Here is a 20,796-nt window from a genome sequence, read left to right on the forward strand (position 1 = left end):
GGCCGCCGTCACGAGTGGCGCACATTCTAGCGAATCTGCCGCGACTGTCAACCGGTGATTTTCGACATCTTCCGAAAAACCCATTGCAGAACAGTCACTTCTGCCACATTCACCGCCGGTAACGTTTTCCCGTTGCCGGCAGCGGATGCGTACTTTACGGCTTTACCGGCAGGCCCGCAAGCCCTTCCTGTAAAAAAGTTTCAGAGGCCTGGCAAATGGTCGAAGCACGAACCTCTACTCGTACCTCAATTACCCACAACCCCTTCACCGAAACACCTTGTGGATAGCTTGACTGAGCGAGACTTTCGACTGACATCGCCGCCTGAAAGAGGGCCGAAAGAAGCTAAGAGGCGAAAGGGAGGGGTAACCGCCAGAAACAGCGGCGCCCGCACTCGGCGGGCGCAACGTCCATGTCGACCGTGGCCGACCTGGCCCTCCTTCGTTACTTGAGCGTCACGCGGGCATAGCGCTTCTTGCCCGCCTGGATCACATAGCTCTTCCCGGTATCCAGCATATGATCACGCTCGACGACCTCCCCATCGACCTTGACGCGTCCATTACCGAGCATGTCCTTGGCCTGGGCACTGTTCTTGGTCAGTCCGGAGCGATTGAGCACGGTAGCGATCGGGGCCTGGGCGCTACCCTCGAAGTCCACCTCGACCTCGGGAAGGTCCTCGGGAAGCTCTCCGTCGGCGAGCTGGTTCCCCGCGGAACGGTGGGCGTTGGCGGCGGCTTCATCACCGTGGTAGCGGCCGATCAGTTCTCGCGCCAGCTCCATCTTGATATCACGCGGGTTGGCACCGGCCTCCACATCTCGCTTGAGCGCCTCGATCTCCTCGTTGGGCTTCAGAGAGAGCAGCTCGAAGTATCGCCACATCAGGCTGTCAGGCATGGAGACCAGCTTGTTGAACATCGACCCCGGCGTCTCGTCGACCCCGACGTAGTTGCCCAGCGACTTCGACATCTTCTGCACGCCGTCGAGCCCCTCGAGCAGCGGCATGGTGATCACCACCTGCGGCTGCATATCGAAGTGCTTCTGGATCTCGCGGCCCATCAGCAGGTTGAACTTCTGGTCGGTACCGCCCAGCTCGATATCCGCCTTCAGGGCCACGGAGTCGTAGCCCTGGACCAGCGGATAGAGGAACTCATGGATGGAGATCGACTGGCCGTTCTTGTAGCGCTTCTCGAAATCGTCGCGTTCGAGCATGCGGGCCACCGTGCTCTGCCCGGCAAGCTCGATCATGTCAGCGGCACTCATGGCGGTGAACCACTCGGAGTTGAAGCGCACCTCGGTCTTCTCGGGGTCGAGGATCTTGAACACCTGCTCCTTGTAGGTCTGGGCGTTGGCCTTGACCTCCTCCTCGGTGAGAGGCTTGCGAGTGACGTTCTTGCCGGAGGGGTCGCCGATACGGCCGGTAAAATCACCGATCAGGAACACGACTTCATGGCCGAGATCCTGGAACTGGCGCATCTTGGTCAACAGCACGCTGTGACCCAGGTGCAGATCGGGCGCCGTGGGATCGAAGCCCGCCTTGATGCGCAGCTTGCGCCCGGACTCCAGCTTCTTGACCAGTTCCTCTTCCAGCAGAATCTCCTGGGTACCCCGCTTCAGCAGCGCCAGGGCGCTCGCCACATCGCTCATCGTCTCCCACTCCACGTATCAGGTTGCTCGGCCGCTCGGGGCCATATCGAATGGGGCAGAATGGTAGCATGTGTCGATGCGTCGCGCTGACACCATATTGCCCGAGGGACCGCCATGACTCTTTATATCGGCCTGATGTCCGGCACCAGCCTGGATGGCGTAGATGCCGCCCTGGTGGAGATCGACGACGAGCCAACGGGTGGCCAGCCCAGGCTGCTGGCCAGCCACGCCGAACCGATGCCGGCTCGGCTGCGTGCGCGGTTATGGCAGCTCTGTCATGCCGACCATGTAGGCTTCGCCGAGCTTGCGGCGGCGGAGGAAGCCTTCTGCAGGCTTCAGGCAGACGCCGTGGCCGCACTATTAACCGCCAGCCATGTGCCGATCGAGAGAGTGGAAGCCATCGGTAGTCATGGCCAGACCATCGAACACGCGCCTCAGGGCCATGATGGCGGCCCCGCCTACACCCTGCAGCTCGACAATCCCAGCCGGCTAGCCGAGCTTACCGGCATCGCGGTGGTGGCCGACTTCCGTCGCCGAGATCTGGCGGCCGGTGGCCAGGCCGCTCCCCTCGCGCCAGCCTTTCACCAGGCGTTGTTCCGGGCTCCTGACGAGTGGCGACTGGTGCTTAACCTGGGGGGCTTCGCCAACCTGACGCTGCTACCACCCGTGGCGCACACTCGTGCGCCGCTGGGATTCGACTCGGGGCCGGCCAACGTCCTGCTGGACGCCTGGCACGTACGCCATCGCGGCGGCGCCTTCGACTCCGACGGAGCCTGGGCAGGCTCCGGCCGAGTCGACGAGACACTGCTGGCAGCCCTGCTGGCAGAGCCCTTCTTTCACCTGCCACCGCCACGCAGCACCGGCCGCGAACTGTTCCATCTCGACTGGCTGGCAGAACATCTGAATGGCAGGGAGCGACCCGAGGATGTGCAGGCAACGCTGGCAGAGCTGACGGCGACGAGTGTCGCCCTGGCCGTGGAGATGGCCCGGGAGCGCCTCAATGCCCCGCCGCCGGCGCTGCTGATCCCCTGCGGCGGCGGTGCCCATAATCATGATCTGCTGAGCCGGCTGGCACGCCGCCTCCCCGACACGCCCCTTGGCGATAGCGCCGAGTGGGGCTGGCCTGCCGACTGGATGGAAGCCGGCGCCTTCGCCTGGCTGGCCTGGCGACGCCTGGCGGGCCTGCCTGGCAACCTGCCCAGCGTAACCGGGGCCGCCGGCCCTCGCGTATTGGGCGGTGTCTTTGCCCCTTAGGGATGACCCATCCGACGTTTCAGAAGTCATCCTCGCTGCGCAGCGAGAGTGATCCGGCAGCTTCCTTGGCCTGATCGATCCCCTTGCTGCCGGTACCACCGCCAAACTTGATCATCATGCGTAGATCATTGGGCGAGTCGGCGTGCACCATGGCCACCTCCTCGGAAATCCTGCCCGCCGTGTAGAGGTCATAGAGTGCCTGATCGAAGGTCTGCATGCCGAGGTCCCGTGAACGAGCCATGATGTTCTTGATCTCGGAGACCTCCCCCTTGCGCACCAGATCCCCGATCAACGGCGAGTTGAGCATGATCTCGATGGCCGGGCAGCGACCGCCATCCTGAGTAGGCATCAGCTGCTGAGCGACGATGGCACGCAGATTGAGCGACAGGTCGAGCCATATCTGGGCATGGCGCTCGATGGGAAAGAAGTTGATGATGCGATCGAGTGCCTGGTTGGCATTGTTGGCGTGCAGGGTGGCCAGACAGAGGTGGCCAGTTTCGGCAAAGGTCAAAGCATGCTCCATGGTCTCGCGGCTACGCACCTCGCCGATCAGGATCACATCCGGCGCCTGGCGCAGGGTGTTCTTCAATGCCACCTCGAAGGACTCGGTGTCGATACCCACCTCGCGCTGGTTGATGATCGCCTTCTTGTGTGGGTGCACATACTCGATGGGATCCTCGACGCTGATGATATGTCCACCCAGCGTCTCGTTGCGCTGCTGAATCATCGATGCCAGGGTTGTCGACTTGCCGGTGCCGGTCCCCCCTACCACGAACACCAGGCCTCGCTTGTTGTTGACCAGCTCTCCAAGCGTGGTGGGCAGTGACAGCTCCTCCAGATGGGGTATATCGAAGCCGATGCGCCGGATCACCATCGCCTTCTGGTTACGCTGCTGAAAGGCGCTGACTCGAAAGCGCCCCTTGCCCTCGAAACTAATGGCGAAATTGGCCTCGCGCTCGGTCGCGAAACGGGCCTGCATCGACTCCGGAATGGTGGCACTGACCAGCTCGTTGACCTGCTGAATACTGAGCTGTTGCTCGCCCAGAGGAGTCAGCCGCCCAGCCATCTTGAGGTTGGGGGGCGCCCCCACCGAGATCAGCAGATCCGAGGCATCCTTTTTCACCATGATATCCAGCAGCTGGTTTAGCCACTCTTGAGCCGTCATATCCACACTCCTTGTCGCTTTATAGTTATTTTCTTCTGTTCATCGCCCGCTCAGATGATGCCCTTGGCCTTGGCCTGGGCTTCGTCACGCGCTACTACGTTATCCGCCACCAGCTTGGCCATGGAAGCATCGAGGGTCTGCATCCCCAGATTGCCACCAGTCTGGATGGCCGAATAAATCTGTGCCACCTTGTCCTCGCGAATCAGGTTGCGCACCGCCGAGGTGGCAATCAGGATCTCATGGGCCGCCACCCGACCACCGCCCATGCGCTTGAGCAACGCCTGAGAGACCACCGCCTGCAGCGACTCCGAGAGCATCGAGCGCACCATCGACTTCTCGTCACCGGGAAAGACATCGATGATCCGGTCGATGGTCTTGGCCGCGGAAGTGGTATGCAGGGTGCCGAACACCAGGTGTCCGGTCTCGGCCGCGGTCAGTGCCAGGCGAATGGTCTCAAGATCACGCAGCTCGCCGACCAGGATGATGTCCGGATCCTCACGCAGTGCACTGCGCAGCGCCGGGGCAAAGCCGAGAGTATCACGGTGTACCTCGCGCTGGTTGACCAGGCAACGCTTGCTGCGGTGGACGAACTCCACCGGATCCTCGATGGTGAGGATATGCTCGTAGCGATGATCGTTGATGTAGTCGATCATCGCCGCCAGGGTAGTGCTCTTGCCCGAGCCGGTGGGGCCGGTGACCAGCACCAGGCCGCGTGGCAGCATGGAGAGTTGTCGGAATGTCTGACCCATCCCGAGATCCTCGAAAGTCAGCACCTCGGTGGGAATGGTACGGAACACCGCCCCCGCGCCACGGGCCTGGTTGAAGACGTTGACACGGAAGCGCGAAATCCCCGGCACCTCGAAGGAGAAGTCGGTCTCGAAGTACTCCTCGTAGTCGCGACGCTGACGATCCGCCATGATGTCGTAGATCAGTTTGCGAACTTCACGATCTTCCATGGCCGGCACGTTGAGTCGACGGATGTCGCCATCCACACGAATCATCGGCGGCAGCCCAGCCGACAGGTGGAGGTCCGAGGCGTTCTGCTTTGCCGAGAACGCCAGCAGTTCGGTAATATCCATGCGTTTTCCCTGCTCCCGATATGGTGCGTCTTGTTGTGGGGTCCAATATGCGTGAGGTCCAGTATGACAGAGCTTGAGACATGACCGAGCCGACAGTCTCCGAATCCCTTGCCGCTGCCCGGCAGCGCCTGGCCGAAGCCCTGAGTGCGGCCGGCCGTCCGATGGCCGATGCCCGCCTGCTGGCAGTAAGCAAGACCAAACCCGCCGCGATGATTCGTGAGGCATGGCACCTGGGACAGCGTGACTTCGGCGAGAACTACGTCCAGGAGGCGCTGAACAAACAGGACGAGTTGACCGATCTCGAGGATATCGTGTGGCATTTCATCGGCCCGCTGCAATCCAACAAGAGTCGAGAGGTAGCCGAGCGTTTTTCCTGGGTCCATAGCGTAGACCGCCAGAAGGTTGCCCGGCGCCTGAACGATCAGCGCCCCGCGTCACTCGACCCGCTGAACATCTGCCTGCAGGTCAATATCAGCACAGAAGCTTCCAAGTCAGGAGTGAGTCTCGCCGAGTTGCCCGCACTGGCCGAGGCGGTGCTGAGCATGCCGCGACTCCGTCTTCGCGGGCTGATGGCGATCCCCGCACCGAGTAAGGGTCTGGAGGCCCAGCGTGCCCCCCTGGCTCGGCTACGCGAGGCCCTTGAAGAGCTCCGTGAGCGCTTCCCCGAGGCGCCGCTGGATACCCTCTCCATGGGCATGAGCGACGATCTGGAGGCCGCCGTGATGGAGGGCGCCACCCTGGTACGCCTGGGCACCGCCATCTTCGGAGCAAGACAACGACCTGAGTGACCCAATGCAGCGGTCGCCGGTGGCGGCCAGCCATCCCGTATAGCACACCACCCCGAATAGCACAGGACCTCCCCATGGCAAACCGAGTCACCTTTATCGGCGCCGGCAACATGGCCGGCGCCATCATCGGCGGCATGATCGATAGCGGCTACAGCGCCGGCGATATCACCGCCACTTCTCCCGATGACGCCATGCTGTCTCCTCTACGTGAGCGCCTCGGCATCAATACCGCCACCGACAACGCCGCGGCGGTGAGCGATGCCGACGTGGTGGTGCTGGCGGTCAAGCCACAGATCATGCATCAAGTTTGCGAGGGGCTGCGCGAGGCCATTCAGGCGCGTCGGCCGCTGATCGTCTCGGTCGCCGCCGGTCTGCCCGCCGCGACCCTCGAGCGCTGGCTGGGCGGTGACCTGCCGCTGGTACGCTGCATGCCCAACACGCCCTCGCTGGTTGGCGCCGGTGCCGCCGGGCTCTACGCCAATGCCAGGGTCGACGAGACGCAACGGAAACAGGCCAGCGAGCTGGTGGAGGCCGTGGGGCTGGTGGAGTGGGTAGACGATGAGGCACTGCTGGACGCCGTCACCGCCGTATCCGGCAGCGCGCCCGCCTACTTCTTCCTGATGTTCGAGGCCATGGAGGAAGCCGGCATCCGTCAGGGGCTTCCCGCCGAGACCGCTCGCCGACTGGCGATGCAGACCGCCTTTGGTGCGGCGAAGATGGCCATGGCCAGCGACAAGACGCCGGCCGAGCTCAAGCGCAACGTGATGTCCCCCGGTGGCACCACCGAGCGAGCCATCGAGCACCTGGAGCAGGCCGGCCTGCGCAACACCCTGGCCGAGGCCATGGACGCCTGTTCGGCTCGCGCCCGCGAGATGGCCAAAGAACTCGACAAGAACTGAGCGACGGCGTACCAACACGCTACATAACTTCAAGCCAATTCTGAGGAGAGCCCATATGGGCAGCCAACTGGGCAACGCCGGCCTGATGCTGGTCAACACCCTGATCAATATCTACATCTTCCTGTTGATGCTGCGCTTTCTGCTGCAGGCATCTCGGGCCGACTACTTCAACCCCATCAGCCAGTCGGTGGTCAAGGTCACCCAACCGGCGGTGCGCCCCTTCCAGAGCTTCCTGGGGCCGGTGATGGGCCGCTTCGACCTGGCCACCCTGGCCTGCGGTCTGGTGATCAAGGCGGTCGGCATCGTGCTTATCCTGCAGATCGCCGGGTTCGGCATGCCATCCATCGCCGGGGTGGCCATCGGCGCCGTGGCGGCACTGGCCAACGCCATTCTCAAGATCTACTTTTTCGCCCTGATCGTGATGATCATCCTCAGCTGGGTTGCGCCCAACGCCAGCCACCCGGGGGCCCTGCTGGTGATGCAGCTGCTCGAGCCGATCATGGCGCCGGTGCGCAAGGTGATACCGCCGCTGGGCATGATCGACCTGTCACCGATCTTCGTCTTCATCGCCATCAGCCTGATCGATGGTATCGTGGTGGCCTCACTAACCCGCGCCGCCGGGATCGCCGGGGCCCTGGTAGGCCTCTGACGACAACAGCGAATCCTGCAACGACTGGACTTGGAAGGACCAATGCCCGAGATCGCACGCGACTCGGTCGGCCTGGTGTCGCCTCAGACGGCGCACTTCGACGACCCCCTGGATCTGGCCTGCGGCATGACACTGCCGGCCTACGACCTCGTCTACGAGACCTACGGCACCCTCAACGCCGAGCGCTCCAACGCCGTGCTGATCTGTCATGCGCTCTCCGGCCATCACCACGCCGCCGGCTACCACGACGCCGAGGAACGCAAGCCGGGCTGGTGGGATGCACACATCGGCCCCGGAAAATCCATCGATACCGAGCGTTTCTTCGTGGTCTCGCTCAACAACCTGGGCGGCTGCCACGGCAGCACCGGCCCCAACAGCATCAATCCGGCGACGGGTCGCCTGTGGGGTCCGGAGTTCCCCATGGTGACCGTGGGCGACTGGGTCCACAGTCAGGCCCGCCTGGCCGACCGCCTGGGAATCACGCGCTTCGCCGCGGTCATCGGCGGTAGCCTGGGCGGGATGCAGGCACTGCAGTGGACCCTGAGCTACCCCGAGCGCGTCGGCAGCGCCGCGGTCATCGCCGCCACGCCCAAGCTATCGGCCCAGAACATTGCCTTCAACGAGGTGGCGCGCCAGGCCATTCGCTCCGATCCCGAGTTCCATGACGGCTGGTACGCCGAGCATTCGGCGATACCAAGACGCGGACTCAAGCTGGCACGCATGGTGGGGCATATCACCTACCTCTCGGAAGATGCCATGGGCCACAAGTTCGGCCGCGACCTGCGTAGCCATGACTTCAACTTCGGCTACGACGTCGAGTTTCAGGTCGAATCCTACCTGCGCTACCAGGGCGATACCTTCTCCACCTCCTTCGACGCCAACACCTACCTGCTGATGACCAAGGCGCTGGACTACTTCGACCCGGCGGCGGCTCATGGCGGTGACCTGGCCCGCGCCCTCGCCCCGGCCCGCTGCCCCTTCCTGGTAACCAGCTTCACCACCGACTGGCGCTTCCCACCCTCGCGCTCCAGGGAGCTGGTCGATGCCCTGATCCGTGCCGGCAAGCCAGTCAGCTACGCCAACATCGAATCGAGTCACGGCCACGACGCCTTCCTGATGCCCGAGCCCCGCTACCAGGCGGTATTTGCTGCCTTCATGTCGCGGGTGGCTCGGGACCTGGGGCTGGAGGAACGCCCATGAATCGCCCGGACCTCAAGCTGATCCATGAGTGGGTGCCGACCGACGCCCATATCCTCGACCTGGCCTGCGGAGATGGCACCCTGCTGGCGGCCCTGGCACGCAACAAGGGGGTGACCGGCTACGGCCTGGAGATCGACCCCGAAGGCATCACCGCCTGCATCGCCAAAGGCGTCAATGTCATCGAGCAGAATCTCGATGACGGGCTGGCCAACTTCGATGATGGCGCCTGTGACCTGGTGGTAATGACCCAGGCCCTGCAGGCCCTTCGCCGTCCCGACCTCGCCCTCGACGAGATGCTGCGGGTGGCCGGGGAGGCGATCATCACCTTCCCCAACTTCGCCTACTGGCGCCACCGGGTCCATCTGGGCATCCGCGGCTACATGCCGGTCTCCAAGTCGCTGCCTCACGCTTGGTACGACACGCCCAACATTCACCTCTCGACCTTCAACGACTTTGAACAACTCTGTCGCGACAAGGGTCTGATCATCGTCGACCGAGCAGTGGGTATCGGCGACCACGAGGGGCACTGGACCTCGCGGCTATGGCCCAACCTGTTCGGCGAGATCGCCATCTTCCGGGTCGCCCGCGGCTGACTCGGAGGGGTCCAGTGAATGACGGCAAGGGGAATAAGCGCATGAGAAGTCAATGCATGACGCGGGGCATCCTGCCTGCCCTGCTCGCGGGCACTCTGGCAATGCTGACCGGCACTGCCGCCGCCCAGCAGTTCGAGCAGATAGGCGACGTCCAGATTCACTACAGCGCGGTGAGCACCAGTTTCCTGCCCGAGGCGGTGGCGCGTGAACACCAGATCCAGCGTAGTCCTGCGCTGGCGCTGCTCAACGTCAGCGTGCTCGAGGAGCGTGAGGACGGCACCACCCGCAACGTGCCCGCCAGGGTCGATGGGCGGGTTGGCGGCATCGGCGAGAATGACGACGGCAGGCCGCTGAGCTTCCGCACCTTGCGCATCGGCGACTCCCCCTCCCAGGTGGCGGTGTTCCGTATCGACGACGGGGCGCCGATGCGCTTCGATCTGGAGGTGTTCCACGATCGCAACGCCGAACCAGCCCAGGTGCAGTTTATCCAGCGCTTCTATATCGACCGTTAGCGACCGAGATGCGGCGTCCGCCGCCGCATCTCAGCCGCTAAAGCGGCGCTCGAGTGCCACCGGCAGTTCGAGATCCAGATGGATATCGACCGGCCTCCCGTCACGTCGCTGCACCCGGCAGCGCCATGCCAGCACCTCAACGCCGTTTGCCGCCGCCTCGCGCAGGGCAGCCGCATAGGCGGGATCAAGGTGCTCGGCGGGGGCCACGTCGGGAATGCCCTCATGGGCCACGCAGAACAGCAATACCGCACGCTGCCCCGCCTGCGCCAGGGCCATCAGTGCCTCCAGGTGCTTTCTGCCCCGCTCGCTCACCGCATCCGGAAAGTAGCCGTGCCCATCAGGCTCCCTCAGCGTCACCTGCTTGACCTCCACGAAGGCCGTGCCACGCTCGGGGTCGTCGAGCCGGAAGTCGATTCGCGAAGCCTTCTCCATCTGAGTGGCAACCGCAACCTCGCGCCGCAATTCGGCATACCCGGCGAGCACCGGGATCCGCCCGGCACGCAGCGCCCCCTCGACGATACGGTTGGCCCGCCCGGTCTGCACCGAGGCCATCGCCAGGCTGCCATCGGGCTGAGGCAGCTCGATCAGCTCCCAGGTCCAGGCCAGCTTGCGTTTCGGGTTGTCGCTGGGCGATAGCCATACCCGGCAACCCGGAACATTCACCGCTCGCATGGAGCCGGTATTGGGGCAGTGAGCCACCACCTCGCGGCCATCGTCGAGAAGCACATCGGCCAGGAAGCGCTTGTAGCGGCGCAGCAGCACGCCTGGCATCAGCTCGGGATACGCCATGCTCACCATCTACTGGCGTGCCAGGAAACGTTCTAGGCGGCCCACCGCCTCCTCCAGGCGTTCGACGCCGGTGGTAAAGGCAATCCGCACATGCCGCTCGCCGCCCTGCACGGCGAAGTCGACTCCCGGCGTGATGGCGACGTTCTCCTCCTCCAGCAGACGCTGGCAGAAGGTCTGACTATCGTGGCTGTAGCGGGAAATATCCAGCCACAGGTAGAAGGCCCCCTGGGGCGGCAGCGAGGGGGCGAGGCCGAGCCGCGAAAGTCCGGCCAACAACGCATCCCGGCGGCGTCCCAGCTCGACTCGGCGTTCCTCGAGAATGGCACGACAGTCGGACGTAAAGGCGGCCAGGGCGGCATGCTGGGCCGGAGTGGGGGCGGCCAGGAAGACGTTCTGGGCCAGCCGCGTCAGCGGCTCGACTGCCTCCTCGGGCGCCAGCAGCCACCCCAGGCGCCAGCCGGTCATGCCGAAGTACTTGGAAAAGCTGTTGACCACGAAGGCATCCGGAGTGATCGAGGCCACCGAGAGGGGCTCGAGGTCATAGCAGAGCCCCTGATAGATCTCGTCTACCAGCAGATGACCGCCGCGTCCGGCCACGACCTCGGCCACCGCGGCCAATTGGCCAGCATCCAGCATATGACCGGTAGGGTTGGAGGGCGTCGCCAGCATCGCCAACCGCGTTGTCTCCCGCCAGTGGGGCTCGACCAGCCCGGCATCCAGCTGCCAGCCACTCTCCGGCCCGACCGGCACAACATCCACCTCGGCCCCGGCCAGGGCCATGAAGTGACGGTTGCAGGGATAGTTGGGATCGGCCATCAACACCCGGTCACCGGGCCCGGCCAGCAGCTGGCTGGCCAGCAGCAGCGCACCAGAAGCGCCGGGGGTGACCAGAATGCGTCGCGGGTCCACCTCGGCATCGAAATGGTCCGCGTAGTGGCCGGCAATCGCCTCGCGCAGGGCTGGTATCCCAGCCGCCGGCGTGTAGCGGGTGTGGCCCGCCGCCAGGGCGGCCTGGCCAGCGGCGACCACCGGCTCGGGGGTCGGGAAGTCCGGCTCGCCAACCTCCAGATGGATCACATCATGGCCGGCCGCCTCACGGGCCTGGGCAGTTTCCAGCAGGCTCATCACCCGAAAGGGGGCGACCTGATCGATTCGGGGGCTCCAGGCCATGGCAAGACTCCTGTCGTTGGGCCACCATGCCAGGGAGTCAATCCTCCCACGGCACGGTCAAAGAGTGGTGTCACTGAGGGCCTAGTGTAGCGACTTTGGTGGCAAGATCGCAGTCATATGCCCAGCCGAGCTTGCAAAGATGGGGTTTATCGGCTAAACAAGCATGCCTTTGGCGTGAGATATCTTGCCAGGCGGCGAGTATCGATCAGCAGTCATACCAGTAACGAGGCAGCACCATGCCAGGAGGCAGCACCATGCCAGTAGCCGACAAGAAAACGGAAGCTCCCGAGAAGTTCACCCCCTATGAACCGGCGGCGGGTGAGGAGTACATGAACGAGAAGCAGCTGGAGCATTTCCGACAGATCCTGCTGGGCTGGAAACAGGATCTCATGGAAGAGGTGGACCGCACCGTGCGCCATCTGCAGGAGGAGGCGAACAACTACGCCGATCCGGCCGATCGCGCCACCCAGGAGGAGGGCTTCAGCCTGGAGCTGCGCACCCGGGACCGCGAACGCAAGCTGCTCAAGAAGATCAACGAGACGCTCGACATGATCGACGAGGACGACTATGGCTTCTGCGAGGCCTGCGGCGTCGAGATCGGCATTCGCCGGCTGGAAGCCCGTCCCACGGCCACCTTGTGCGTGGACTGCAAGACGCTGGCCGAGCTCAAGGAAAAGCAGCTGGGCGGCTGATCCGGCCATGCCGGTGCTGTGGCTGATCCTTCATGACGGGCACCCCAGGGTGCCCGTCTGCGCATCTGACGCCTGGAAACCTGCATGAGCCTCTACCGCGGACGCTTCGCCCCCACCCCTTCAGGACCACTGCACTTCGGCTCACTGATTGCGGCCCTGGGCAGCTTCCTGGATGCTCGGCAGGCCGGCGGCGAGTGGCTGTTGCGCATCGAGGATATCGACCCGCCACGCTGCCCGGCCGGTGCCGCCGACGAGATCCAGCGCCAGCTGGAGGCCTTTGGACTGCAGTGGGATGGACCCGTACTCTGGCAGCACGCCCGCAATGACGCCTACCAGGCCGCCCTCGAACACTTGACCGATCAGGGCCTCGCCTATCCCTGCAGCTGCTCACGCAAGCAGTGGCGTGACCACCCCGTCTATCCCGGCTGGTGCCGCCATGGCGTCCGTGAGCCCGACAAGCCGGTGGCATGGCGACTACGCAGCGACCGGGGGCTGCGCCCGGTGGTATGGCAGGATCGACTGTTTGGCGAACAGCGCTTCGACCCGGCTCGACTCGGCGACGTGGTACTCAAGCGCAAGGATGGCCTGTGGGCCTACCAGCTCGCCGTGGTGGTGGATGATGCCGGCCAGGGCATCAATAACGTCGTACGCGGTTTCGACCTGCTCGACAACACCCCCTGGCAGCGCCAGCTGCAGCACGCCCTGGGTGCCGCCACGCCTAGCTACCTGCATCTGCCGCTGATCATCGGTGAAGGTGGCCAGAAACTTTCCAAGCAGAACCTCGCCCCGGCGCTGCCCACCCGCGACGCCGCGGTACGCCCGCTGCTGCATGCCGCCCTGATGGCGCTCGACCAGGCCCCCCCGGAGACGCTTGCCACCGCACCCGTGACCGAGCAGCTCGCCTGGGCCGTTGAGGCCTGGTCGGTGGCACGCATTCATCCCCAGGCTGAACGGCCTCTCGCCAACAATCGGGTCACGGCGTCGTGATGGAGAAGGAGGTGCCATGTACGTCTATCGACTGATGTTGTTCCTGGTGTTCATCGGCTACCTGCTCTCACCGCTGATGATGAGCGGCTGGGCCAATCCCGACGTGGCTTGGTACCGTCCCTTCATCATCTGGGGCGTGTTGATCGCCCTGACCCTGTGGCTGGAGCAGAAGAGGAAACTCGATGAACGCTAGCCTGGTCGGCATGCTCGGCGTGGGAGCCGGTTTCCTGCTACTGCTCTGGCTCTGCGCACTGGCCGTGGAACGTGGCTGGATTTCCACGCATATCACCCGCCACCCGCTCGTCTACGTTCTTGCGCTGGGGGTCTATGCTAGTGCCTGGGCGATCTATGGCAGCCTGGAGCTGGCCGCCACCTCCGGTTACGGCTACCTGACCTACTATCTGGGCATGGCCGGCGCCTTCCTGCTGGCCCCGGTACTGCTGGTGCCGATCCAGCGCATGGTGCGCACCCATCAGCTGGCCTCGCTGGCCGACCTCTTCGCCTTTCGCTATCGCTCGCGCTGGGTCGGCACCCTGATCACCCTGGTCAGCCTCTTGGCGGTACTACCGCTGCTGGCCCTGCAGGTCCAGACCATGGGCAACGCCATCTATCTGATGACCGGCGCCGCCTCACCGGCCACACTAGCACTGCTCTTCTGTGTACTGCTGGCGCTATTCGATATGACCTTCGTGGGACGGCGCCAGAGTATCGATGGCCAACACGACAGTCTGCTGGCCGTGATGGCCCTCTCCTCTCTGATCAAACTACTAGCCATGCTGGGCCTCGGCGCCTTCGCACTGTTCGTAATCTTCGATGGACCCACCGATGTTCAGGCATGGCTCGAGGGCCCGGGCCAGACCTTTCAGTCCAACGTAGTCAAGACCGACCCGGCTCACTGGCGCTCGATGCTGCTGCTGTTCTTCGCCGGCCTGCTGATGCCGCATATCTTCCATCTGGTCTTTAACGAGACCCGCTCGCGTCACACCCTGCTGCAGGCCAGCTGGGCGCTACCGCTGTTCCTGCTGTTGATGGCGCTACCGGTACCGCTGATCCTGTGGGCCGGCCAGCGCCTGGGGGTCGATGCCACCTTCGACACCGGCTACCTGGCGTTTGGCCTGTCCGAGTCGTTGTCCCTTCGGGCCCTTGCCTTCCTCGCCGGACTCGCCGCCACCAGCGCTACCACCCTGCTGATCGCCCTGGCGCTGTCGGGCATGCTGACCAACCATGTCTTCCTGGTGGCACACCCCCCCGAGGCCCACCACGACCTATACCGCTGGCTACGTTGGCTGCGCCGCGGCCTGGTTGCCGCGGTGGTGCTCGGCGGCTGGCTGTTCTATCGCATCGTCGGCGTGCACCACGACCTGACCAGCTTGGGGCTGGCGGCCTTCGTGGGCATGGCGCAGTGTCTCCCTGGACTACTGGCCCTGCTCTACTGGCCAGGCGCCAACCGGCGCGGCATGGTGGCCGGGCTGATCGTCGGGGTGGGGGTATGGCTCTCCGGCCTATGGGTGCCCCTGCTGACCGGACTCCCCGCACTGGCGATCATTCCCCCCGGGCTCGAGGCGCTGAATGGCGAGCCGGTCTGGTACACGGTGACCCTGGTCTCCCTGGCAAGCAACGCCATGGTCCTTATCGTGGTCTCCCTGGCCACCCCGACATCCGAAGGGGAGCGTGCCGCCGCCGAGGCCTGTTCGGTGGATGCGGTGATCCGCCCCCAGCGACTGCCGCTGGAGGCCGCCAACGGTGAGGAGTTCAAGCCACACCTGGCCCGTGCGCTGGGTGAGTCGGTAGCGAGGCGAGAGGTCGACCGCGCCCTGGATGATCTCGGCCTATCACCGCTGGACGGCCGCCCCTACGCGCTGCGCCGGCTACGCGACCGTCTGCAGGCCAACCTCTCCGGGCTGATGGGCCCCTCGGTGGCCCAGGATATTGTCGACCGCTATCTGCCCTACCGCCAGGGAGGCCCCGGCGCCATCGAGGATATCCACTTCGTGGAGAGCCGCCTGGAGGCCTACCGCTCGCGGCTTACCGGCCTGGCACGGGAGCTCGACGGCCTGCGCCGCTACCACCGACGCACTCTCACGCGACTGCCCGTGGGGCTGTGCGCCTTCGGTGAGGATGGCGAGCTGCTGATGTGGAACGATGCGCTGGCCCGCCTCTCGGGCATCGACGGCAGCGGTGTCGTGGGCGCCAGGCGCGAGAGTCTGCCCGCACCCTGGAACCAGCTGCTGGGGCGCATCATCGCCGAGCCTGAAAGCCAGCTCTACAAACACCCCGTCACTCTCGACGGCACCACCCGCTACCTCAGCCTACACAAGGCCGCCCTGGAGGGCAGCGATAGCGAGCCCGGTGGCATGGTGATCCTGATCGAGGATCACAGCGAGATGAAATGGCTGGAGGATGAGCTGGTCCACGCTGCTCGACTGGCCTCCATTGGACAGCTGGCCGCCGGCGTGGCTCACGAGATCGGCAACCCCATCACCGGCATTTCGTCGTTGGCACAGAACCTGCGCTACGAGGCCGATGACCCCGAGGTGGTGGAGACCACCGAACAAATCCAGCAGCTCACCGATCGCGTCTCGCGCATCGTCTCCTCTCTGGTGGGTTTCGCCCATGGCGGCCGCCACCTCGCCGGCCGCGAGCTCGCCCCGGTGGCCATTGCCGAGGTGGTCGACGAAGCCATTCACTTGATCCACCTGGCCCGCTCGAGGGAGGATGTGGGCTTCGACAATCGCTGTTCGCGGGAGGCGTGCGTGGAGGGCGATGCCCAGCGTCTGCTGCAGGTAATGGTCAACCTGCTGGGCAACGCTCGCGACGCCAGCGGCCCGGGAGACAGTGTGACCATCGAGACCGTCCCTGAAGGCCCGGGGGTGAGGGTCAGTGTCACCGACGAGGGCGCTGGCATCGATCCCAGTGTCCGCGATCATCTCTTCGAGCCCTTCACGACCACCAAGCCCCCCGGCGAAGGCACCGGCCTCGGCCTGCCGCTGGTCTATAGCATCATTGCCGAACATCACGGCACCCTGGACGTCGAGTCACCGCTGCCAGGAAATGAGGGCGGTACTCGCATCAGCCTGTGGCTGCCGCGTCACCAGAAGGAGGGTGAGAGACCCCGATGAGCCGGATCCTGATCGTAGAAGACGAAGCCATCATCCGCAGTGCGCTGCGCCGCCTGCTCGAACGCCACGACTACCGAGTCGAGGAGGCCGGCTCGGTCGCCGAGGCCATGGCCCTGGATCCGCAACGCTTCGACCTGGTGATCAGCGACCTGCGCCTGCCAGGCGAGCCCGGCACCGAACTGATTACCCGCGTCGCCCCGGTAGCGGTGCTGATCATGACAAGCTACGCCAGCATGCGCTCCGCCGTGGACGCCCTCAAGCTGGGTGCCGTGGACTACGTGGCCAAGCCATTCGACCACGATGAACTGCTCGAGACCGTGGCCCGCGTGCTTCACCAGCAGGGCAGCCTGCAAGCCACTCCCCCCGCTATCGCCGACCCCGGCGGCCAGGCGCGGCCGATGATCGGCAACTGCGAGGCAATGCAGCGGGTCTACGCACGGATCAGCAAGACCGCTCCGGCCGATGTCACCGTGCTGATCCAGGGCGAGTCCGGCACCGGCAAGGAGCTGGTGGCTCGTGCTCTGCACCAGCAGAGCAAGCGAGCCAAGGCATCGCTTATCTGCGTCAACTGCGCGGCGATTCCGGAAACGTTGATCGAATCGGAGCTGTTCGGCCACGAGAAGGGAGCCTTTACCGGGGCCAGTGCAGCCCGCACCGGCCTGGTGGAGGCCGCCGACGGTGGCACCCTGTTTCTCGACGAGATCGGGGAGCTGCCTCTGGATGCTCAGGCCCGTTTACTGCGGGTCCTTCAAGAGGGTGAAATCCGCAAGATCGGCTCGGTGGAGACTCGCCACGTCGATGTGCGCCTGATCGCCGCCACACACCGCGACCTCCAGGCGCTGTCGAAGACCGGTGAATTCCGCCTCGACCTCTACTACCGCCTCAATGTCATGCAGATCGACCTGCCGCCCCTGCGCGAGCGGGAGGACGATGTGCTGCAGATCGCCGACGCCCTGCTGGACAAGGCCTGTCGGCGCCATGAGCGCGGTGGGCTGCGTCTCTCCCGCGCCGCCCGCGACGAGATCCGCCACTATCCCTGGCCCGGCAACGTGCGCGAGCTGGAGAATGCCCTGGAGCGTGGAGTGATCCTCGCCGAGGGCCATCTGATTCACCCCGACGACCTTGGCCTCACCGCGGCCTCTGGCGCTCCCCCCATGACACGGCGGCCTGCTCCCCCCCAGGAAGCTCCGGCCGTCGACAAGACGGCTAGTGTCGATAGCGCCCCCGCGGATGACCTCTCGCTAGAGGATTATTTCCAGCACTTTGTGCTGGAGAACCAGGATCATATGAGCGAGACCGAGCTGGCCCAGAAGCTCGGCATCAGCCGCAAGTCGCTCTGGGAGCGCCGTCAGCGGCTCGGCATTCCACGCAAGAAGAGCTCTCGTCGCAAGGTCGACTGACTCTAGCCAGGGCCGGGGCCAGGGCCAGTTGACCATACTCCCAAGCCCTCTTCGACTAAGGTTTAAGGACGGTTTTTGGCCTGATGTGAGCACCCCGGATCGAGCATCGGCCTTCCTCAAGCACCATTTGTTACCGTCCCACACACGTCATGCCCGATTCCTGCACCATCCAGGTAACACTCGCTCCTTCAGCAGAAGTCCCTCCCTGAAAAATAAACAGCATCATACTGATTTTATTGTTAAAAAAAGATAATGGCATGCCATCTGCAATATACATGGCAAGAAAAACAAGTTCCGGCGTCATTCGCTGTCCGCCACAACAACGGCCACAACAACAACAGCGCAGCCCGAATGACACAGGCCCACCACAACAACATCAAGAGGCGTGGGCCAATTCCGCCACAGGTGCGACACAACAAGAACAACAGAGTGACGTGCCCGGCCCCTCGAACATAACAACAGCAATAGACGAGGCACCGGAAAATTCAGGACGCGACGCGCCAGCCACGCCCACAACAAGAACAATGGGCCCGCGAGGCGCACCCCCGGAAACAATACCAATACGCCGGGGGAAGGCAGAATCACTGCCGTCGTGGTTGGATTATTGTTTTGAATACGAGGCGGTCTCCACCGGGAGCGCCAACAAGGATAACAACACTGCTTGCCTGAACTCCTTGGTGACTGTGGTGCGTATTCAAGGCGATGTGCCATCACGAAGAAGAAACAGCTGCAGGGACGCTGCAACGCTGCTTGAGGGGGGAGGCCAATGGCCTCCCCCTTTTACGTTCGAGTATCGGAAATACGTGTTCGGGTATCGGAAATGTGCGAAAGCCGGAGAAGCCCTGGTGCTATGCAAGCTCCCGGGGGTCCGCTACACTCAATGCCTTTGCACCTTTACCAAAGCCACGAGCTTTCTCCGCCCTGCGAGTCGATATCGCCGCATGTTCAAAGGATTTACCCGTTTTCTGCAGAGTCCCGGCGAGAGCCTGAAATCACTGTTCGGTACCGAGGCTGCCAGCAGCAACCCCGAGGTTCGCGTCATTCCACGCGAGGAGCACCCAGTATCGCGCCAGCATCTCAGCGATGCAGCCCTCAAGGTTCTTTATCGGTTGCACAACGCCGGCTTCGAAGCCTATCTCGTCGGTGGCTGCATCCGTGACTCCCTGCTCGGGCGCATGCCTAAGGACTTCGATGTGGCTACCGATGCCACACCGGAGGAAGTCAAGGGGCTGTTCCGCAACTCACGGATCATTGGTCGCCGTTTCCGTATCGTCCATGTGCGCTTCGGCCGCGAAGTCATTGAGGTCACCACTTTCCGAGGCAAGCCCGGTGACGAGCACGCCGATCATGTTGCCCAGCAGTCCGACGACGGTCTGCTGCTGCGCGACAATGTCTGGGGCGATGTTCAGGAAGACGCCCTGCGCCGCGACTTCACCATCAACGCCCTCTATTACAGCATCGCAGACTTCTCGATCCACGACTTCGCCGATGGCGTTCGCGATATCCAGGCACGCACCCTGCGCCTGATCGGCGACCCGGCGACCCGTTATCGCGAAGACCCGGTGCGCATGCTGCGGGCCGTGCGCTTTGCCGCCAAACTCGACTTCCAGCTGGCTCCGACCACCGAGGCTCCGATCCGCGAGCTCGCCCCCTTGATGCTGCAGATCCCCCCAGCGCGTCTGTTCGACGAGGTGCTCAAGCTGTTCATGGCCGGATATGGCGTCGAGACCTTCCGCCTGTTGCGCCACTACGGCCTGTTCGAGATGTTGCTGCCCGAGGCCGCCGAGGCCATGGACGAGCTGCCCTGGGCCGAGCGCCTGGTCGAGGAAGCCCTGGCCAGCACGGATCGCCGCATCCACGAGGAGCGTCCGGTGACGCCGGCCTTCCTGTTCGCCGCCATGCTATGGCCACCGGTGGTGCAGCGCCAGGCCGAACAGGAGGCCAATGGGTTGCCGCCGATCCCTGCCCTGCAGGCCGCTGCCCAACAGGTGATCTCGCGTCAGCTCCAGCATGTATCGATCCCCAAGCGCTTCAGCATGCCCATGCGCGATATCTGGGATCTCCAGCAGCGCCTGCCACTGCGCCGCGGTCGCCGGGTATTCCAGACACGCGAGCATCCGCGCTTCCGCGCCGCCTACGACCTGCTGCTGCTGCGCGAGGCCGCTGGCGAACTGACACCGGGTCTCGGCGACTGGTGGACCGACTTCCAGAACGCCAATGAGCACGAACAGGCTCGCCTGCTCGACCGGGTCGGTGCCAATCCCGCCGGCAGTGGCAAACCCGGCCGCAAACGGCGTCGACGCCGCCGCAAGCCAAGCGGTGGGAATGGTAGCGGTAGCTCGGAGCCATGAGCTTGCAGCGCGCCTGGGTCGGTCTGGGCAGCAATCTCGAGAGCCCCCGCCGACAGGTCGAGTCGGCCATCGAGGCGCTCGACCGGCTGCCGCTGACCCGTCGCGTGGCCGCCTCACCGCTGTATGCCAGCCGCCCTGTCGGCCCCCAGGACCAACCCGACTTTATCAATGCCGTGGTCTGCCTGGAAACACGCCTCTCGCCACTCGCACTGCTCGACCAGCTGCAGGCCCTGGAGCAGCGCCACCGCCGCGTGCGTGCGCGCCGCTGGGGCCCCCGCACCCTCGATCTGGATCTGCTACTGTTTGGTGACAGCACCCTGTGCCTGCCGCGCCTGACGGTGCCACATCCGGAGATGACTCAGCGCACCTTCGTGCTGTTGCCACTGCTGGACGTCGATCCGCGACTGCGCCTCCCCGACGGGCGGCGACTGGCCGACCTGCAGGCCGCCCAGGTCGACGCCCTCTCGAGTGGAGTGTTACCGCTCGAGGGAGGATGATCGCCAGAAA

At 64.4% G+C, this 20,796-nt stretch carries 20 protein-coding genes; 14 read left to right on the forward strand and 6 right to left on the reverse strand.

Annotated features, from left to right (window positions below):
* Nucleotides 1-442: 442 nt before the first annotated feature.
* A complete protein-coding gene (tyrS, locus tag E0702_RS06070; protein WP_132042093.1) occupies nt 443-1,642 on the reverse strand; it encodes a tyrosine--tRNA ligase in 1,200 nt (399 codons plus the stop codon).
* Nucleotides 1,643-1,756: 114 nt separating this feature from the next.
* On the opposite strand from tyrS, the gene E0702_RS06075 reads away from it, so the two are divergent.
* Nucleotides 1,757-2,896: an anhydro-N-acetylmuramic acid kinase gene (locus E0702_RS06075; RefSeq protein WP_132042094.1), complete on the forward strand. Its 1,140-nt coding sequence runs from the start codon at nt 1,757-1,759 to the stop codon at nt 2,894-2,896.
* A gap of 19 nt (nt 2,897-2,915) precedes the next feature.
* Here E0702_RS06075 and E0702_RS06080 read toward each other — a convergent pair whose 3' ends face one another.
* Complete coding sequence (locus E0702_RS06080; RefSeq protein ID WP_132042095.1) at nt 2,916-4,061, reverse strand: PilT/PilU family type 4a pilus ATPase; 1,146 nt, start codon at nt 4,059-4,061, stop codon at nt 2,916-2,918.
* 50 nt (nt 4,062-4,111) lie between these two features.
* Nucleotides 4,112-5,140 carry a type IV pilus twitching motility protein PilT gene (locus E0702_RS06085; protein ID WP_132042096.1) on the reverse strand — a complete coding sequence of 343 codons (1,029 nt, stop codon included), beginning with the start codon at nt 5,138-5,140 and terminating at the stop codon, nt 4,112-4,114.
* A gap of 80 nt (nt 5,141-5,220) precedes the next feature.
* Between E0702_RS06085 and E0702_RS06090 the strand changes: the two genes are divergently transcribed.
* The 6 genes from E0702_RS06090 to E0702_RS06115 all read left to right on the forward strand — a co-directional run bounded on the left by E0702_RS06090 (nt 5,221) and on the right by E0702_RS06115 (nt 9,781).
* The gene (locus E0702_RS06090) at nt 5,221-5,928 is read left to right on the forward strand and encodes a YggS family pyridoxal phosphate-dependent enzyme (RefSeq protein WP_132042097.1); all 708 of its coding nucleotides are present in this window, start codon (nt 5,221-5,223) and stop codon (nt 5,926-5,928) included.
* A gap of 74 nt (nt 5,929-6,002) precedes the next feature.
* Entirely contained in the window at nt 6,003-6,827 is an 825-nt protein-coding gene (gene proC / locus E0702_RS06095) for a pyrroline-5-carboxylate reductase (RefSeq protein ID WP_132042098.1), read from the forward strand.
* Between the two features lie 55 nt (nt 6,828-6,882).
* Nucleotides 6,883-7,476: a YggT family protein gene (locus tag E0702_RS06100; RefSeq protein WP_132042099.1), complete on the forward strand. Its 594-nt coding sequence runs from the start codon at nt 6,883-6,885 to the stop codon at nt 7,474-7,476.
* Nucleotides 7,477-7,518: 42 nt separating this feature from the next.
* Nucleotides 7,519-8,676 carry a homoserine O-succinyltransferase MetX gene (gene metX / locus E0702_RS06105; protein ID WP_132042100.1) on the forward strand — a complete coding sequence of 386 codons (1,158 nt, stop codon included), beginning with the start codon at nt 7,519-7,521 and terminating at the stop codon, nt 8,674-8,676.
* Nucleotides 8,673-9,269, forward strand: a complete 597-nt coding sequence (gene metW / locus E0702_RS06110; RefSeq protein WP_132042101.1) for a methionine biosynthesis protein MetW — start codon at nt 8,673-8,675, stop codon at nt 9,267-9,269. The genes metX and metW overlap by 4 nt, the downstream gene beginning before the upstream one ends.
* A 41-nt stretch (nt 9,270-9,310) precedes the next feature.
* Entirely contained in the window at nt 9,311-9,781 is a 471-nt protein-coding gene (locus E0702_RS06115) for a DUF4426 domain-containing protein (protein ID WP_132042102.1), read from the forward strand.
* 30 nt (nt 9,782-9,811) lie between these two features.
* Here E0702_RS06115 and sfsA read toward each other — a convergent pair whose 3' ends face one another.
* Nucleotides 9,812-10,570: a DNA/RNA nuclease SfsA gene (sfsA, locus tag E0702_RS06120; protein WP_205741895.1), complete on the reverse strand. Its 759-nt coding sequence runs from the start codon at nt 10,568-10,570 to the stop codon at nt 9,812-9,814.
* A gap of 9 nt (nt 10,571-10,579) precedes the next feature.
* Complete coding sequence (locus E0702_RS06125) at nt 10,580-11,740, reverse strand: pyridoxal phosphate-dependent aminotransferase (protein WP_132042103.1); 1,161 nt, start codon at nt 11,738-11,740, stop codon at nt 10,580-10,582.
* A 254-nt stretch (nt 11,741-11,994) separates the two neighbouring features.
* Here E0702_RS06125 and dksA point away from each other — a divergent pair, with 254 nt between their 5' ends.
* From dksA to E0702_RS06145, 5 genes are all read left to right on the forward strand, one after another.
* Nucleotides 11,995-12,432: an RNA polymerase-binding protein DksA gene (dksA, locus tag E0702_RS06130; protein WP_132042104.1), complete on the forward strand. Its 438-nt coding sequence runs from the start codon at nt 11,995-11,997 to the stop codon at nt 12,430-12,432.
* A gap of 84 nt (nt 12,433-12,516) precedes the next feature.
* Complete coding sequence (gene gluQRS / locus E0702_RS06135) at nt 12,517-13,419, forward strand: tRNA glutamyl-Q(34) synthetase GluQRS (RefSeq protein ID WP_132042105.1); 903 nt, start codon at nt 12,517-12,519, stop codon at nt 13,417-13,419.
* A 16-nt stretch (nt 13,420-13,435) separates the two neighbouring features.
* Nucleotides 13,436-13,612: a hypothetical protein gene (locus E0702_RS19035; protein ID WP_165927492.1), complete on the forward strand. Its 177-nt coding sequence runs from the start codon at nt 13,436-13,438 to the stop codon at nt 13,610-13,612.
* Nucleotides 13,602-16,538, forward strand: coding sequence for an ATP-binding protein (locus E0702_RS06140; protein WP_132042106.1), 2,937 nt, complete (start codon nt 13,602-13,604; stop codon nt 16,536-16,538). The genes E0702_RS19035 and E0702_RS06140 overlap by 11 nt, the downstream gene beginning before the upstream one ends.
* The gene (locus tag E0702_RS06145) at nt 16,535-17,938 is read left to right on the forward strand and encodes a sigma-54-dependent transcriptional regulator (RefSeq protein ID WP_132042107.1); all 1,404 of its coding nucleotides are present in this window, start codon (nt 16,535-16,537) and stop codon (nt 17,936-17,938) included. Before E0702_RS06140 ends, E0702_RS06145 begins: the two co-directional genes overlap by 4 nt.
* Before the next feature lie 130 nt (nt 17,939-18,068).
* Here the strand turns inward: E0702_RS06145 and E0702_RS19040 are convergent, their stop codons facing one another.
* Entirely contained in the window at nt 18,069-18,242 is a 174-nt protein-coding gene (locus E0702_RS19040) for a hypothetical protein (protein WP_165927493.1), read from the reverse strand.
* A 637-nt stretch (nt 18,243-18,879) separates the two neighbouring features.
* Here E0702_RS19040 and pcnB point away from each other — a divergent pair.
* Together pcnB and folK are read left to right on the forward strand one after the other, a co-directional pair.
* A complete protein-coding gene (gene pcnB, locus E0702_RS06150) occupies nt 18,880-20,289 on the forward strand; it encodes a polynucleotide adenylyltransferase PcnB (RefSeq protein ID WP_132042108.1) in 1,410 nt (469 codons plus the stop codon).
* Nucleotides 20,286-20,786, forward strand: coding sequence for a 2-amino-4-hydroxy-6-hydroxymethyldihydropteridine diphosphokinase (folK, locus tag E0702_RS06155; RefSeq protein WP_132042109.1), 501 nt, complete (start codon nt 20,286-20,288; stop codon nt 20,784-20,786). Before pcnB ends, folK begins: the two co-directional genes overlap by 4 nt.
* Nucleotides 20,787-20,796 lie beyond the last annotated feature (10 nt).

This window comes from Halomonas marinisediminis (genome assembly GCF_004347715.1).
GTDB classification, from domain to species: domain Bacteria; phylum Pseudomonadota; class Gammaproteobacteria; order Pseudomonadales; family Halomonadaceae; genus Halomonas; species Halomonas icarae.

Bases quoted from the DNA above. Each gene is read 5' to 3' on its own strand.
- tyrS (WP_132042093.1), bottom strand. From the start codon at position 1,642: ATGAGCGATGTGGCGAGCGCCCTGGCGCTGCTGAAGCGGGGTACCCAG.
- E0702_RS06075 (WP_132042094.1), top strand. From the start codon at position 1,757: ATGACTCTTTATATCGGCCTGATGTCCGGCACCAGCCTGGATGGCGTA.
- E0702_RS06080 (WP_132042095.1), bottom strand. From the start codon at position 4,061: ATGACGGCTCAAGAGTGGCTAAACCAGCTGCTGGATATCATGGTGAAA.
- E0702_RS06085 (WP_132042096.1), bottom strand. From the start codon at position 5,140: ATGGATATTACCGAACTGCTGGCGTTCTCGGCAAAGCAGAACGCCTCG.
- E0702_RS06090 (WP_132042097.1), top strand. From the start codon at position 5,221: ATGACCGAGCCGACAGTCTCCGAATCCCTTGCCGCTGCCCGGCAGCGC.
- proC (WP_132042098.1), top strand. From the start codon at position 6,003: ATGGCAAACCGAGTCACCTTTATCGGCGCCGGCAACATGGCCGGCGCC.
- E0702_RS06100 (WP_132042099.1), top strand. From the start codon at position 6,883: ATGGGCAGCCAACTGGGCAACGCCGGCCTGATGCTGGTCAACACCCTG.
- metX (WP_132042100.1), top strand. From the start codon at position 7,519: ATGCCCGAGATCGCACGCGACTCGGTCGGCCTGGTGTCGCCTCAGACG.
- metW (WP_132042101.1), top strand. From the start codon at position 8,673: ATGAATCGCCCGGACCTCAAGCTGATCCATGAGTGGGTGCCGACCGAC.
- E0702_RS06115 (WP_132042102.1), top strand. From the start codon at position 9,311: ATGAGAAGTCAATGCATGACGCGGGGCATCCTGCCTGCCCTGCTCGCG.
- sfsA (WP_205741895.1), bottom strand. From the start codon at position 10,570: ATGGCGTATCCCGAGCTGATGCCAGGCGTGCTGCTGCGCCGCTACAAG.
- E0702_RS06125 (WP_132042103.1), bottom strand. From the start codon at position 11,740: ATGGCCTGGAGCCCCCGAATCGATCAGGTCGCCCCCTTTCGGGTGATG.
- dksA (WP_132042104.1), top strand. From the start codon at position 11,995: ATGCCAGTAGCCGACAAGAAAACGGAAGCTCCCGAGAAGTTCACCCCC.
- gluQRS (WP_132042105.1), top strand. From the start codon at position 12,517: ATGAGCCTCTACCGCGGACGCTTCGCCCCCACCCCTTCAGGACCACTG.
- E0702_RS19035 (WP_165927492.1), top strand. From the start codon at position 13,436: ATGTACGTCTATCGACTGATGTTGTTCCTGGTGTTCATCGGCTACCTG.
- E0702_RS06140 (WP_132042106.1), top strand. From the start codon at position 13,602: ATGAACGCTAGCCTGGTCGGCATGCTCGGCGTGGGAGCCGGTTTCCTG.
- E0702_RS06145 (WP_132042107.1), top strand. From the start codon at position 16,535: ATGAGCCGGATCCTGATCGTAGAAGACGAAGCCATCATCCGCAGTGCG.
- E0702_RS19040 (WP_165927493.1), bottom strand. From the start codon at position 18,242: ATGACGCCGGAACTTGTTTTTCTTGCCATGTATATTGCAGATGGCATG.
- pcnB (WP_132042108.1), top strand. From the start codon at position 18,880: ATGTTCAAAGGATTTACCCGTTTTCTGCAGAGTCCCGGCGAGAGCCTG.
- folK (WP_132042109.1), top strand. From the start codon at position 20,286: ATGAGCTTGCAGCGCGCCTGGGTCGGTCTGGGCAGCAATCTCGAGAGC.